Consider the following 14,389-nt stretch of genomic DNA (forward strand, 5'->3'; position numbering starts at 1 on the left):
AGGGGCGCGGGGCTGTATCGATTTGCGGCTCCGCCGCGTGGGCGCGCTCAGCCACGGCGCGCCCGCAGCCGACGTTCCCGGGGCTGCGCCCCGGCCCCCTGGGGTGGTGCGTCGGCTGCGGGCCGGCGGGGGCTGATCGCGCAGTTCCCCGCGCCCCTGACGGGGCGCCGCGCGTCAGCCGTCCTCGACCGCGAACGGGCCCCTGTCGGCGAAGACCAGCGCGGCGAAGCGCTCGCCGATGCGGCGGTGACCGGCCGGATCCGGGTGGAGCGCGTCGGGCAGCGGCAGTTCGGCGGCGTCCGCCTCGCCGTAGAGCGAACGGCCGTCGAGGTAGTACAGGTTCGGGTCGTCGGCCGCCCGCTGCGTCACGACACGGGCCAGCTCGTCCCGGACGACACGGAGCGTCAGTTTTCCCTCGGCGCGCTCTGCCGGGTCGCCGAGCGCACGGAACCGCACCTTCCCGCCGTCGAACTCCGGCACGAGAGGGCCCGGGGTGTCCTCCTGGATCGGGCAGAGCACGGGGGAGACGACCAGCAGGGGCGTGGTGGGGTGCCCCTCGCGAACGGTGTCCAGGAAACCGTGGACCGCCGGGGTGAAGGCCCGCAGACGCATCAGATCGGCGTTGACCACGTTGATGCCGAGCTTCACGCTGATCAGGTCCGCGGGCGTGTCCCGCAGGACCCGCGCCGTGAACGGGTCGAGCAGGGCGTTCCCGCCCAGACCCAGGTTGACCGGCTCCACGCCGCCCAGGCCGGCGGCCAGCGCCGGCCACGTCGTGGTCGGGCTCCCCGCCGTGCTGCCCTGGCTGATCGAACTGCCGTGGTGCAGCCACACCCTGCGGCCGTGGTCCGGCGCCGCCTCGACCGGGGCGTCGGTGCGCAGGGCGATCAGCTCGACCGTCTCCGTCTGCGGCAGCCAGATCTCGACGTCCTTCTCGTCCGGGGACAGCCCGGAGAAGCGGACGGTGACGGGCGGGCCGGGGTGGACGGACTCGGACCGGGTGACCAGGTCGATGGTGCGGACGTTGCCGCCGGACACGCTGACACCGCCCGCCGGACGGCCGTCGATGCGCAGGTCGTACAGGCCTTCCGGAGGGGGTGGCGCGCCCTTGAACACCGTCTTCGTGGGCAGCACGTCCAGATCGATCGCCGTGGCCCGGGTACGGAAGACCAGCCGCACACCGCAGGCCTGGGCCTCGACCCTGCACAAGTACGGGTCGGGGTACTGCTCCCGGACCCAGGCGGGCAGCCGGTGCGGCACGATGCCGTGCTCGGTCCGTTCCACGTCCAGGGCACCGCGCAGGAGGCAGGGGTCGACGGGGACGGTGATCCAGTCGGGCACGTCGGCGTCCTTGCGGGGTGGGGGCATCGTACGGAGGGCAACGGGCACCGCCACCCTATCCGCGGTCCCGCCGCGCCCCGGGGCACGGCGGGACCGACGCGGTGCACCGTCAGCCCTCGACGGCCATGCGTATGCCGAGCAGCAACAGCACGCCCCCGGAGACCTGCTCCAGACGCTTGCGCACGTTCGCCCGCGAGATCAGGCCCCGCAACCGGCCGACGAACCACACGTACAGGCCGTAGTAACCGACCTCGTAGACCGCCCAGATCGCGGCCAGACCGACCATCGTGGGCAGCTTGGGCGCGCCGGCGGGCACGAACTGCGGCAGGAACGACATCGCGAACACCGCCGCCTTGGGATTGGCGAGGTTCAGCAGCAGGCCGGAACGGTACGACCGCCAGCCGGAGCGCACGGCCGGTGATCCTTCCGGCTCCGCCGGCTGCGCGTGTCCGCGGCGGGCTGCCAGCAACGCCTGGACACCGAAGCCGATGAGGACCGCGGCGCCGCCGATCCGCATGACGTCGTAGGCCAGCCGCGAGGCCGCGAGCAGTGCCGTGAGCCCGAAGGCGGCGACGACGCCCCAGACGAACACGCCGGTCTCGTTGCCCAGCACGGTGAGGAAGCCGGCCCGTCTGCTGTGCAGGGACTGACGGATGATCAGCATCGTGCTGGGGCCGGGCGAGGCGGCGATCAGCGTGCACGCCCCGAGGAAGGCGAGGAACAGGGTGAACATCTAGGCCGCCCTGGCCGCTCGCCACTCCGGGGCGAGCACCGACCAGATCTCCACGTCGTGCCGCTTCCCCCGGTACAGGTGGTTCTCCCGCAGCACGCCGTCCCTCGTCATGCCGAGCCGCCGGGCCACGGCGATGCTGGCCGTGTTCTCCGAGGCGGCCCACCACTCCACGCGGTGGATGCCCCGCTCCTCGACGGCCCAGTCGATGATCACGCGCGCGGCCCGGGTCACCAGTCCCCTGCCCGCCGCCGACGGCTCCAGCCAGCAGCCCGCCTCGGCGGTGCCCTGCGCGACGTCCATCCTCCGGAAGAGGACCCCGCCGACCAGCTTGCCGTCCGTCCGGATGCCGTACAGGCGCCCGGCGTCGGCCGCTGCCTTGTCCGCGTACTGCTGGAGATACGCCCGGCCCGACTCCAAGTCCGTGACGATGTCGGGCAGTTCGATGAACTGCCCGATGAACTCCCGGCCCCGGTCCATGTGGGCCAGGAACTCCTCGGCCTGCCACGGCTCCAGCGGACACAGCTCCGCGCCGTCGTCGCCCAGGGATATCGCGTACATGCTCACCTTCCACTGCCGAACCGATGCCGCTGTGTACAGCGCGTCGGGATCCTCTCATGGGAAACGCCTCATATAGCCTGACCTGATGAATCGCCGCGGTCCGGAACGCGGCTCCGGAACAGGGGGATGCCGGCATGGCCGGGGGGATCGAGGAATTCGCGGAGCAGCTGCGCGAGCTGAAGGACCGTTCGGGGCTCAGCTACGGGGCCTTGGCGAAGCGGCTGCACATGAGCACGTCGACCGTCCACCGCTATTGCAACGGCGGTGCCGTGCCCGCCGACTACGCTCCCGTCGAGCGCTTCGCCCGGCTCTGCAGAGCCACCCCGCAGGAGCTGGTGGAGCTGCACCGCCGCTGGATCCTGGCGGACGACGCACGACGTTCCAGGGCGCAGGGCGAAGCGGAGGCGAAGCCGCCGGAGCGGACGCCGGAGCCGGTCGCGGCCGAGCCGGAGTCGGCGGTGGCGGAACTGCCCGCGCCCGCGCCGGAGTTCGAGCCCGCGCCGGAGTCCGAGGCCGTGCCCCGGCCGCGGTCCGGCGAATCGGCAGGCGCCGCCGGCGGCCGCCGCTCGCGCCGCGTGCGCCTGGGCGTCGTCGCAGCAGCAGCCGTCGGCATAGCCGTGCCCACCGCCCTCGTCGCCTGGGCGGCCACCACGCCGCCGGGTGCGCGCCAGGACGGGACGGACGCACACCGCGCCCGGTCGAACGTCTCCGGCGCGCCCCTCGCACCGTCCGGAGCCCCGGGCGGCACCGAGCCGGGCCGGGACGGCGCCGCGTCACCGGACGGCGGCAGCACGCCCACCGGAGGGACCGACAAGGCGGAGGGCGGAGGGAAGAAGCCCGACGGCAACAGCGGTTCGCCGGAGGAGGGCGCCTCCGACGGCAAGGACAACGGCGGCGGGCGCGGGAGCGACTCCGGCGAGCCGCTGACCGCCGACGTCCAGCCCTACACCCTCGCCGACCGCTGCAACACCATGTACGTCTCCGGACGGAAACCCGCAGAGGTGCCCGAACCGCCGAACGACACGGATACGCGTGCCTGGGTCACCGGGCTGCGGGCCGTGCCCGGCGGACGCCTGCACATCACCGTCGACGTGCAGGGCAAGAACGGCCAGGCCGTCGTGCTGCGGGCCCTGCACGTACGCGTCCTCAAGAGCACGGCGCCCCTGGCCTGGTCGGGGTATTCGATGGGCGACGGCTGCGGCGGCGGTCTCACCCCGGCCTTCTTCGACGTCGACCTCGACCGCGACCGGCCCACCGCCCGCCCCACCGCGGGGGAGCAGGGCGACGTCAAGATCCCGGCCACCGACTTCCCGTACAAGGTCTCCTCGACGGACCCGCAGCCGCTGGACATCCTCGCCCGCACCACCGGCCACGACGTGACCTGGGAACTGGAGCTGGAGTGGAGCAGCGGCGGCCGGTCCGGGACCTTGAAGATCGACGATCACGGGCAGCCGTTCCGCACGACCGCGGTCAAGGACCGGCCGCAGTACACCTGGCGGTTCGACCAGAAGGTGTGGGAGCCGCTGCCGGACTACGCGCGTAGGTAGGCGGCTTCCACGCCTCTACCCCTTGGGAGCCGGCCGGTAGGTGCACACGTGTGCACCCGTGCCGCTGGTGACCGAGGAGACCAGCTCGAAGGTGCGCAGCACACCGTCGTCGGTGAAGATCCTCTTCCCGCCGCCGAGGAGCACCGGGGTGATGATGAGCCGCAGCTCGTCGACCAGGCCCTCGCTCAGCAGGGTGCGGACGAGCGTGGGGCTGCCCATGACCTGCAGGTCGCCGCCGTCGGCCGCTCGCAGTTCGCGGATGCGGGCCAGGGCCTGGTCGCCGGGGATGCGCGTGGTGTTGTTCCACGTCAGCTCGGCGTCCTCCAGGGTCCCGGTCACGACGTACTTCGGGATGGAGTTCATCCGGTCGGCGAACGGATCGCCGGCCCGCTCCGGCCACGCCGCGGCCATCGTCTGCCACGTGCGGCGCCCGAACAACAGTGCCTGGGTCCTGTCCAGGGCCTCGGAGATGGCCCCGCCCATCACCTCCGGGTCGAAGAACGGGTGCGACCAGCCGCCGTGGGCGAAGCCGCCGTCGGTGTCCTCCTCGGCTCCGCCGGGTGCCTGCACGACGCCGTCCAGGCTCATGAATTCACTGACCACGATGCGCACGGGACTCACTCCTCGTTCTTCGTAACCGCAGGACGCGGCACGTGTTCGCGCCGCCGGGACGATCGTCGCACCGACCACTGACAACGCCGCGGTGCCAGGGCCTGTCCGGCGGATCTTCGCTCGTGGGTGCGGTGCGCCTCTGTAAGGGGCGCGGGGAACTGCGCGATCAGCCCCCACCGGCCTGCAGCCGACGCACCACCCCAGGGGTCCGGGGCGCAGCCCCGAGAACCTCGACTGCGGGAGCGTCGTGGCCGATCGCGCCCACGCGGCGGAGCCGCACAAAGTCACCGCCCCGCGCCCCTTACGGGGCGCTTCGGTGCCGGGCACAAGGAGGGCCCAAACGTGGTTCATGACACACGGCCTTGTGCGACCGGCATGTGAACACCGCTGTTCAAGTACCGGATCCCCGCCCTAGGGTGGCGCGTGCAGCTGGTTCGCCCTGCTCGCCAGGCAGGCGCGTCGCAAGAGGGAACCCGGTGGGAATCCGGGACTGCCCCGCAGCGGTGAGCGGGAACGACCGCCGTCATACGCACTGGGCCCCGTGACGGGTCCGGGAAGCGACGGCCATTAGGTGTCTGCCTTCGGCAGGCGCGCCCGTGAGTCCGAAGACCTGCCCGTTGCCCGCGTGCGACCGTTCGCGCGCGGAGATCTCGGTGACCTCGAGGGCGGGTCGGCGTTTACATCGAACGGGCGCTCCACGGCTGTGGCGTGGCCCGTCCGCCAACCCCTTCGCGTTCTCGCGGCGTTCCGAGATCCAGGAAGCAGCTCGCGAAGGAGAGTTTTGTGACCAGCAAGTCCGCAGCCGCGGCAGCGCGCGCCACCGTGTACGGCTACCCGCGCCAAGGCCGCAACCGTGAACTGAAGAAGGCGATCGAGGGCTACTGGCAGGGCCGCGTCACCGCCGACGCCCTGCGGGAGACGGCCGCCGGACTGCGCCGCACCACCTGGCGGCAGCTCGCCGAGGCCGGCATCCATGAGGTGCCGACCGGTGACTTCTCGTACTACGACCACGTCCTGGACACCAGCGTCATGGTCGGTGCGATCCCCGCCCGGCACCGCGCGGCCGTCGAAGCCGACGCCCTGGACGGCTACTTCGCGATGGCCCGCGGCACCCAGGACGTGGCGCCGCTGGAGATGACCAAGTGGTTCGACACCAACTACCACTACCTGGTCCCGGAACTCGGTCCCGACACCGTCTTCACCACCGACTCCGCCAAGCAGGTCGCCGAGCTCGAGGAGGCCCTCGCGCTGGGCCTGGCCGCGCGCCCCGTGCTGGTCGGCCCCGTCACCTACCTCCTGCTGGCCAAGCCCGCGCCCGGCGTCGGGCCCGGCTTCGAACCGCTCACGCTCCTCGACCGGCTGCTGCCCGTCTACGCCGAAGTGCTGGCGGACCTCAGGGCCGCCGGCGCCGAGTGGGTGCAGCTCGACGAGCCCGCCCTGGTCCAGGACCGCACCCCGGCCGAACTGAACGCCGCCGCCCGCGCCTACCGCGAACTGGGCGCCCTCACCGACCGGCCGAAGCTGCTGGTCGCCTCCTACTTCGACCGTCTCGGCGAGGCCCTGCCGGTCCTGGCCAAGGCCCCGGTCGAGGGCCTGGCCCTGGACTTCACCCGGTCCGCGGCCGCCAACCTCGACGACCTCGCGGCCGTCGGCGGACTGCCCGGCAAGCGCCTGGTCGCCGGCGTGGTCAACGGCCGCAACGTCTGGATCGACGACCTGGAGAAGTCGCTGGCCACCCTCGGCACCCTCCTCGGCCTCGCCGGCCGCGTCGACGTCGCGGCCTCCTGCTCGCTGCTGCACGTCCCGCTCGACGCCACGGCCGAACGGGACATCGACCTGCAGATCGTCCGCTGGCTCGCCTTCGCCCGTCAGAAGACGGGCGAGATCGTCACGCTGGCCCGCGCGCTGGAGCGCGGCACCGACTCCGTCGCGGCCGAACTCGCCGCCAACCGCGCCGACCTGGCCTCCCGCGCGGGTTCCGCCATCGCCCACGACCCGGCGGTACGCGCCCGCAGCGCCGCCGTCACCGAGGCCGACACGCACCGCTCGCAACCCTACGGCCTGCGCGCAGCGGCCCAACGCGACCGTCTCGGCCTGCCGTTGCTGCCGACCACCACCATCGGCTCCTTCCCGCAGACCACCGAGCTGCGCACCGCCCGTGCCGGCCTGCGTGCCGGACGCATCGGCACGGCTGCCTACGAGGAGCGCATCGAGGCCGAGATCCGCGAGGTCGTCGCCTTCCAGGAGAAGGCCGGCATCGACGTGCTCGTCCACGGCGAGCCCGAACGCAACGACATGGTCCAGTACTTCGCCGAACAGCTCACCGGCTACCTGGCCACGCGGCACGGCTGGGTCCAGTCCTACGGCACCCGCTACGTCCGCCCGCCGATCCTCGCCGGTGACATCTCCCGCCCCGAACCGATGACCGTCCGCTGGACCCGCTACGCCCAGTCGCTCACCCATCGGCCGGTCAAGGGCATGCTGACCGGGCCCGTCACCATGCTCGCCTGGTCCTTCGTCCGCGACGACCAGCCGCTCGCCGAGACCGCCCGGCAGGTCGCCCTCGCGCTGCGCGACGAGGTGAACGACCTGGAAGCGGCGGGCACTTCGGTGATCCAGGCCGACGAGCCCGCCCTGCGCGAGACCCTCCCGCTGCGCAGGGCCGACCATGCGGCGTACCTCGCCTGGGCCACCGAGGCCTTCCGCCTCGCCACCAGTGGCATCCGGCCGGACACCCAGATCCATACGCACATGTGCTACGCGGAGTTCGGCGACATCCTGACCGCCATCGACGACCTCGACGCCGACGTCATCAGCCTGGAGGCAGCCCGCTCCCACATGCAGGTCGCCGGTGAGCTGGCCGCGGCCGGGTACCCGCGCGAAGTCGGCCCCGGCGTCTACGACATCCACTCGCCCCGTGTCCCCGGTGCCGCCGAGGCGGCGGATCTGCTGCGGAAGGGCCTGGCCGCGATCCCGGGCGAGCGTCTGTGGGTCAACCCCGACTGCGGTCTGAAGACTCGCGGCTGGACGGAGGTTCGCGCTTCCCTGGAGAACCTCGTGGCGGCGGCCCGTGAGGTGCGCAAGGAGCTGGACGGCACGGCCTCCTGAACGTGAAAGGGCCTGGACCGGCGCGCGGTGCCGGTCCAGGCCGTCAGGTCGGCATGAGCAACTTCATCGGACGCCGTGAACAGCCTGCGGGTCGGTGGGCGGAAGCGCGGCCCCGGCCTTCAACGAGGCGGGCGGCGGGGTCACGTAGACCGGTGCCGGGTCGGGCTCGGGGGCACAGGTCCTGGCGACGAAGCCCTTGCCGGAGGGGAGGGCGCCGTCGCGCAGGTAGGCGGTGAAGGTGTCGTCCAGGCAGGCGTTGCCGTGGAAGAGGATCTCGTGGAAGCTGCCGCCGTTCTGGACGACCAGCTTCGATCCGGGCAGTGCCTTGTGCATGGCGACGGCGCCCGGGTAGGGGGTGGCGGCGTCCTCGGTGGCCTGGAAGAGCAGGACGGGCGGCAGGCCCTTGCCGGTGATCTTCAGCCGGCCGGCCCGGTCGCCCTGGTAGGGCCAGAACATGCAGGCGGCGTTGTACCACATGTTGTTGTAGGTGTAGAAGGGGGCGACGGCGTCGACCCCGGCCTGGTCCTTCTTCCAGAACTCCCAGTCGCGCGGCCAGTCGTTCTCGGTGCACTGGACCGCGTTGTACGCCGGGAACGTACCGTCGTCGGCGCCGGGGGCCGCGTAGCTGTTGTAGGCGATCGCCAGCGGGCGGGTGTCGTGCCGGGTGAGGTAGGCCGACAGCACGGTCGCCATCCGCGGCCAGCGCAGGAAGTTGTAGCCGCCGCCGTAGAAGGTGTCCTCGAACTCGGCGGGACCGATCCTGCCGGGGGCCGGGGCGGCGGCCACCGGGGCGGTGCGCAGCGCGTCCTCGACCTGGTAGTACTTCTGCTTCACCGTGGCGGCGTCGGTGCCCAGGTGGTAGACGGAGTCGGCCTTGGCGGTCCATGCCGCGAAGGCGTCGAACCGGCGCTGGTGCTCCTTGTCCTGCAGGATGTTGTGGTCGTACCAGCTGATGGTGGGGCCGACGATGCTGTCGAGGACCATCCGGCGCACGTGCGAGGGGAAGAGTTGACCGTACGTCGAGCCCAGTGAGGTCCCCCACGAGCCGCCATAGAAGTTGATCTTCTGGGCGCCGAGGGCCCGCCGGATGCTGTCCATGTCGCGCGCGTTGTCGACGGTGGTCATGTGCGGGAGGAACCGGCTCCAGTGCGCGGCGCAGTCGGCCGCGTACGTGGCCGACTTCTCCAGCCACGCCTGCGAAGTGCCCTTGCTGACCTGGTAGTCGGGCCGCTCGGCGTCGAAGTAGTGCGCGTCGCAGGTGATGTGCGGCTCGCTGGCGTTGGTGCCGCGCGGGTCGAAGCCGATCCAGTCGTACGTCGAGGCGACGTCCTGGGGGATCTTTCCGGAGATGTAGGCGGGCATCCACAGGCCGGAGTCGCCGGGGCCGCCGGGGTTCAGCAGGATCGGCCCCTGCTGCCTGCTCCTGGGCGCGGTGGCCGGGAGGCGGTTCAGCTTGAGCTTGATCCTGGTGCCGTCCGGATGCGCATAGTCCAGGGGCACGTCGAGCATGGCGCACTGCAGCGCGGGAGTGGTGGCGTCGTTGCAGGAGCTCCATGTGAGCTTCCCCTGGCCGGTGTTGCCGGGCGCGGGAAGGGATGCGGAGGCGGGCGTGACGCCCGCGAGGACTCCGCCGATCGCGGCGGCGGACGCTATCAGGGCTCTTAACCTTCTCATGGTGAGAAGGATGTGACATGTGCAATGTCACACACCCCTCCGGTCGGACGTGTTTTACCCAACTGTGATCCGGCGCCGGGGATTTGGGCGGAGTGGCCCGTGGCGGGGCCGGTCCGGGAACCGGCCCCGTCACGCCGGCGCGTCAGGCCGTCATCGAGGCGAGCACCGTGCGCAGGTCCTCGCCCGGCCGCGGGCGCAGGGCGTCCGCCAGCCGGTCCGCGCGGTAGTGCCAGTGGTGGTCCAGGTCCGGGTGCACCTCCTCCCCGTACAGGACCCGGCTGTTGCTGCCGAGCAGCTCCACCAGTTCGGCCGCCAGCTCCGGCCACGCGACGTGCCCGCTTACCGCGTTGGCCACGCCGTGCACCGGATCGTCGAGGCAGGCGGTCACGGCCCGCGCCAGGGCGGCGGCGTGCACCCAGGGCGCGCCGTACCAGCCGTGGCCGTGGGTGCCGGGCCCGGGCAGGACGATCGGCCGGCCGTCGGCGGCGGCCTGGTACAGGATCCCGGTCGCCCCCCACTGCAATTGGTCGCGCAGCCGGGCGTGCGGGCCCCAGACGATGGGGGACCGTACGGCGCTCGCACCGCCCCGGTCGCCGTGGCCCGCCGCATTCAACAGCAGCCGCTCGCAGTCGAGTTTGGCCCGTCCGTACGGGCTCAGCGGCTCCCCGGGCTCCGCACCTTCGGCCACCCGTGCGTCCGCGGGGTGCCCGTAGGCGTCCACGCTGCTGACGAAGACGAACGGTCCGCGGCACCACGCTCCGGTCATTGCCTCCATCGCCGCCACGTCCACTTCCGGACGCGTGAAGGTGCAGGCGGCGTGGATCACCGCGTCCGCGCTTGCGACGGCGTCGCGCAGACCGTCGAGGTCGCTCAGGTCGCCCTCGACGACGTCCACGCCGTCACCGGCCACCAGGTGCGCCGACTCCGGGCGGGCGAGCGCCAGGACCGGCCGTCCGCGGGCCGCGAGTTCGCGCAGGACGAAGGAGCCGACGCCGCCCGTGCCACCGGTCACCAGGACGGTGCCGGGGCGGGAGCGGCGCGGGCGCGCCGACGGCCGTGCAGCCGCCTGCTCCGTCGCCCGCGTCTCCAGCAGGGCCGCGACGGCGCGCGGGGTGCGGCACTGCATGACGTCCAGGCCGTTCAGCGGCAGCCCGAGGCCGGAGCGCAGCTGCTCCGCCAGCTGCACGGCGGTCAACGACTGCCCGCCCAGGGCGAAGAAGTCGTCGTCCGGGCCGGGCGCCCGGCCCAGTACGGCGGCGAACGCCTCCGTCACCGCGGCCGCCCGCGGTCCGTCCGGGGCCGGCACCGCCGGGGCTCCCGGCAGCCGGGCCGTATCCACCGTGCCCCGGGGCGTGCGCGGCATCGCGTCCAGCAGGACGACGGCGGCGGGGACCGACTCCGGCGCCAGCTCGGCACGCAGGCAGGCGCGCAGCCGGGCCGGTGACGGGCCGTCGGTCCGCCGCAGCACGGCGTAGGCCAGCAGCGGCCCGGCGGCGGGGTGCGGTACGACGGCCTCGGCGACCTCGGGGTGGGCGCGCAGCAGGACCTCGGCCGGGTGGCCGTCATCGTCCCGCTCGACGGCCCGGCCGGGCAGCCGGGACAGCCGGATCCCGGGGTCGGCTGCGACCGCACCCAGCAACGCGGCGAAGGACCGGCCCAGTTCCTCGCCCGTCGCCGTGTCCAGCGCGGACCGGCGATGGCGGACGAGCGCCGCCGGACGGTCGGTGTCCAGCAGCCCGAAGGACAGGTCGAACTTGGCGTCGGTCAGGCCGACTTCGACCGCCTCCGCCCGCAGTCCCGGCAGCCGCAGGGCCGTCGGCTCGCGCAGCACGTCCGACGTCACCCGTACGAGGGCCGTGCCCTCGGCGTCCCGGGCCCCTGCGCCGAGCCGCTCCAGGATCAGGTCGAAGGGGACGTCGCGGTGCTGCTGGGCGTCCAGCAGCGCCTCCCGCACCCGCTCGACCAGCACCGCGAACGCGGGGTCGCCGGACAGGTCCACCCGCACCGGCAGGGTGTTGACGCACAGGCCCACCAGGCCGCGCATGGCCCGGCCTTCGCGGTGGGTGCCGGCACAGCCGATCACCAGGTCGGTCTCGCCGGTGAACCGGTGCAGGGCGGCGAACGCGGCGGCGAGCGTCACGGTGAACAGCGTGGCGCGGTGCTGCGTGCCGAGCGCGCGCAGGGCGGGCAGTACGGGTCCGTCCAGGGGTGCGGTGTGGGTGGCGGCGAGCCGGGCTTCCGTATCGGCGGACCGTGGCAGCCGGAGCGGTGTGGCTCCGGCCAGCCGGCGGGCCCAGTGGTCCAGGCCCTCGGCGAGCTCGCCGGCCTGCGCGGACTCCCGGCGGGCGAAGTCCGCGTACTGCGGCGGCTGCGGCTCCTGGTAGGGGACGCCGTCCCTGGCGGCCGCGTAGAGACCGGCCAGTTCCTCGGCAACGGCGTCCAACGAGGGCCCGTCGATGGAGATGTGATGGAACGTCAGCAGCACGGTGTGGTCCTGCGGTCCGTGCCGCAGTACCAGGGCGCGCGGGATGGTGCCTGCGGCCAGGTCGAACGGCCGCCCGGCCTCCTCGGCCAGCAGCTCCCGGCCGTCGCCGTCCGCGTCGGCCGGCCGGACCGTGACCGGGGCCGGTGCGGGAAGCGGCTCCTGGTACGGCTCGCCGTCGCGCCGGCCGTAGCGGGTGCGCAGGATCTCGTGGCGGCGCACCAGGCCGGTCAGCGCCGTGCCCAGGGCGTCCACGTCGAGCGGCCCGTGCAGGCGGGTGGCGAACGGCACGTTGTACTGCGCGCCGCCCTCCGGCCCGAGTTGCTCGGTCAGCCACAGCCGGCGCTGGGCCCGGGACAGCGGAGCGGGGCCGTCGCCGTGGGATTCCGCGGGCGCCGGGGTGGTGTGCGTGCGGGCGGCGGCGCGGGCGCGGCGCAGGAGTTGCTCCTGCAGGGCTGCCGTGGTGTCAGTGTGCATCGGTGTCCTCCGGCGCGGGGCCCAGGTCGCTGTGGGCGGCCAGCAGCGCGCGTTCGACCAGCGCGGCGTGTGCGGCCACCGTGGGATCGGTGAAGAAGTCGGCGAGGGACAGCTCGACGCCCAGCTCCTCGCGCAGGTCGTCCGTGACGGCGAGGGCGAGGAGGGAGTGGCCGCCGAGGGCCAGGAAGTCGGCGTCGGGCCGTGCGACGCCGCAGCCCAGCGAGCGGCTCCAGATGTCGGCGACGGCCTGCTGGAACGGGGTCATCGCCGCCGGCGCGGCGGGTGGTACGGGTGCGTCCGCCGTCGCGTGCTCGGCGAGCGCGCGACGGTCCACCTTGCCGGAGGTGGTGAGCGGCAGCCGCTCGACGACGGTCAGTTCGTCCGGCACGAGATGGGCGGGCAGCAGACCGGCGAGCCGCTCGCGCAGGGCCTCGGCCCGGGGCACGGGACCCGGCGCGGCCACCACGAAGGCGGCCAGGCGGACGTCGTCGGGGGCCGGGCGGCGCACCGCCACGGCCGCGTCCTCGACCTCCGGCAGGCCGCGCAGCGCGTGTTCGACCTCGCCGGGCTCGATCCGGAAGCCGCGCACCTTGACCTGGTCGTCCGTGCGCCCGTGGAACTCCAGGACCCCGTCCGGCCGTGCCGACACCACGTCGCCGGTGCGGTAGAGGCGCCCGAGGGAGGGGTGGTCGACGAACCGCTCGGCGGTCAGGGCCGGTTGCCCCGTGTAGCCGACGGCCAGGCGGCTGCCGCCGATCCACAGCTCGCCGCGCCCGCCGTCCGCGACGGGCCGCCCGTCGGTGTCCAGGACGTGGGCCGTCGCGCCGGCCACGGGCCGGCCGATCGGCACCGGACCGTCGCAGTCCGCGTCGGTGACCCGGTGGGTGGTGGCGAAGGTCGTCGCCTCCGTCGGACCGTAGCCGTTGACCAGCTCCAGCCAGGGGAACTCCCGCAGCACCGCACGCGCGTGATGGGCCGCCAGCGCCTCACCGCCCACCACGACGGTGCGCAGGAGCGAGAAGACGCGCGAACGGCGTGCGGCGAGCTGGTGGAAGAGGGCCGTGGTGAAGAAGCCGACGGTGACGCCGTGCTGCTCCACCTGGCGGGCCAGGTCCTCCAGCGATGGCTGTGCGACGGTGCACACCATCACGGCCGCACCGTTGGCGAGAGCCCCCCACACCTCGAACGTGGAGGCGTCGAACGTGGCGGGGGAGTGCAGCAGCGTCCGGTCGCGCGCGGTGATCGTGACATAGGCCGGGTCGGTGAACAGCTCCGCGACGGCGCCCTGGGTGAGGGCGACGCCCTTGGGGCGCCCGGTGGACCCGGAGGTGAACAGCACGAACGCCGTGGCATCCGGACCCGGACCGGCGGCGGACGCGCGGGGCACCTCGGGCAGCGGCTCGTCGTACAGCGGCTCGTCGGGCAGTGCCAGACACGGACCCAGCCCGTCCGCGGCGTCGAGCAGCTTGCCGTCGCCCACGGTCAGTACGGCGCCCGAGCCGAGGAGCGCGGCCTCGGTCCGTGCGCGCGGGTGCGCCGGGTCGAGCGGTACGCACGCCGCACCCGCCCGCCACAGTGCGAGCTGCGCGACGACGGTCCGGGCCGAGCGCGGCATCAGCAGCGCGACGCAGTCGCCGGCCCGTACACCGCGGCTCGTCAGATAGGCGGCCAACGCCCGGGCAGCCGCGTCGAGTTGTGCGTAGGTGAGCGCCTGGTCGCCGTCGGCCACGGCCAGGGCGTCCGGGGTCCTCGCGGCGTGGCGCGCCACGAGGGAGGGCAGATCGGTCACCTGATCTCCTTTGCGGATGTCCCCGGCTTGAGCTGGGGGAGAGGTCGAATCCCTGCGGAGCAGGGCAA

Annotated in this window: 9 protein-coding genes and 1 riboswitch; of the genes, 2 read left to right on the top strand and 7 right to left on the bottom strand. The window is 73.4% G+C overall.

The window, feature by feature from the left end; translation table 11 throughout:
* Positions 1-174: 174 nt before the first annotated feature.
* The 3 genes from ACWD4B_RS25870 to ACWD4B_RS25880 all read right to left on the bottom strand — a co-directional run bounded on the left by ACWD4B_RS25870 (position 175) and on the right by ACWD4B_RS25880 (position 2,632).
* Positions 175-1,368: a GDSL-type esterase/lipase family protein gene (locus tag ACWD4B_RS25870; RefSeq protein ID WP_451422998.1), complete on the bottom strand. Its 1,194-nt coding sequence runs from the start codon at positions 1,366-1,368 to the stop codon at positions 175-177.
* Positions 1,369-1,450: 82 nt separating this feature from the next.
* Positions 1,451-2,074 carry a LysE family translocator gene (locus tag ACWD4B_RS25875; RefSeq protein ID WP_451422999.1) on the bottom strand — a complete coding sequence of 208 codons (624 nt, stop codon included), beginning with the start codon at positions 2,072-2,074 and terminating at the stop codon, positions 1,451-1,453.
* Entirely contained in the window at positions 2,075-2,632 is a 558-nt protein-coding gene (locus tag ACWD4B_RS25880) for a GNAT family N-acetyltransferase (RefSeq protein ID WP_451423000.1), read from the bottom strand.
* 134 nt (positions 2,633-2,766) lie between these two features.
* On the opposite strand from ACWD4B_RS25880, the gene ACWD4B_RS25885 reads away from it, so the two are divergent.
* Positions 2,767-4,179 (top strand): helix-turn-helix domain-containing protein, encoded by a 1,413-nt coding sequence (locus ACWD4B_RS25885; RefSeq protein ID WP_451423001.1) that lies wholly within the window; start codon positions 2,767-2,769, stop codon positions 4,177-4,179.
* Between the two features lie 15 nt (positions 4,180-4,194).
* Here the strand turns inward: ACWD4B_RS25885 and ACWD4B_RS25890 are convergent, their stop codons facing one another.
* Positions 4,195-4,791, bottom strand: coding sequence for a dihydrofolate reductase family protein (locus tag ACWD4B_RS25890; protein WP_451423002.1), 597 nt, complete (start codon positions 4,789-4,791; stop codon positions 4,195-4,197).
* Positions 4,792-5,204: 413 nt separating this feature from the next.
* Positions 5,205-5,423, top strand: a riboswitch (cobalamin riboswitch).
* Positions 5,424-5,574: 151 nt separating this feature from the next.
* Between ACWD4B_RS25890 and metE the strand changes: the two genes are divergently transcribed.
* Positions 5,575-7,899: a 5-methyltetrahydropteroyltriglutamate--homocysteine S-methyltransferase gene (gene metE, locus ACWD4B_RS25895; protein WP_451423003.1), complete on the top strand. Its 2,325-nt coding sequence runs from the start codon at positions 5,575-5,577 to the stop codon at positions 7,897-7,899.
* A 63-nt stretch (positions 7,900-7,962) separates the two neighbouring features.
* Here the strand turns inward: metE and ACWD4B_RS25900 are convergent, their stop codons facing one another.
* The 3 genes from ACWD4B_RS25900 to ACWD4B_RS25910 form a co-directional block, all read right to left on the bottom strand.
* Complete coding sequence (locus ACWD4B_RS25900; protein WP_451423004.1) at positions 7,963-9,573, bottom strand: alpha/beta hydrolase; 1,611 nt, start codon at positions 9,571-9,573, stop codon at positions 7,963-7,965.
* Positions 9,574-9,715: 142 nt separating this feature from the next.
* Positions 9,716-12,532 carry a condensation domain-containing protein gene (locus ACWD4B_RS25905; protein ID WP_451423005.1) on the bottom strand — a complete coding sequence of 939 codons (2,817 nt, stop codon included), beginning with the start codon at positions 12,530-12,532 and terminating at the stop codon, positions 9,716-9,718.
* Positions 12,522-14,321, bottom strand: coding sequence for a non-ribosomal peptide synthetase (locus ACWD4B_RS25910; protein ID WP_451423006.1), 1,800 nt, complete (start codon positions 14,319-14,321; stop codon positions 12,522-12,524). The genes ACWD4B_RS25905 and ACWD4B_RS25910 overlap by 11 nt, the downstream gene beginning before the upstream one ends.
* Positions 14,322-14,389 lie beyond the last annotated feature (68 nt).

The organism is Streptomyces sp. NPDC002536, from assembly GCF_053594995.1.

What these genes read in the sequence shown, in the direction of transcription:
- ACWD4B_RS25905 (WP_451423005.1), bottom strand. Translation starts at nt 12,532, where the DNA reads ATGCACACTGACACCACGGCAGCCCTGCAGGAGCAACTCCTGCGCCGC.
- ACWD4B_RS25870 (WP_451422998.1), bottom strand. Translation starts at nt 1,368, where the DNA reads ATGCCCCCACCCCGCAAGGACGCCGACGTGCCCGACTGGATCACCGTC.
- ACWD4B_RS25880 (WP_451423000.1), bottom strand. Translation starts at nt 2,632, where the DNA reads ATGTACGCGATATCCCTGGGCGACGACGGCGCGGAGCTGTGTCCGCTG.
- ACWD4B_RS25885 (WP_451423001.1), top strand. Translation starts at nt 2,767, where the DNA reads ATGGCCGGGGGGATCGAGGAATTCGCGGAGCAGCTGCGCGAGCTGAAG.
- ACWD4B_RS25875 (WP_451422999.1), bottom strand. Translation starts at nt 2,074, where the DNA reads ATGTTCACCCTGTTCCTCGCCTTCCTCGGGGCGTGCACGCTGATCGCC.
- ACWD4B_RS25900 (WP_451423004.1), bottom strand. Translation starts at nt 9,573, where the DNA reads ATGAGAAGGTTAAGAGCCCTGATAGCGTCCGCCGCCGCGATCGGCGGA.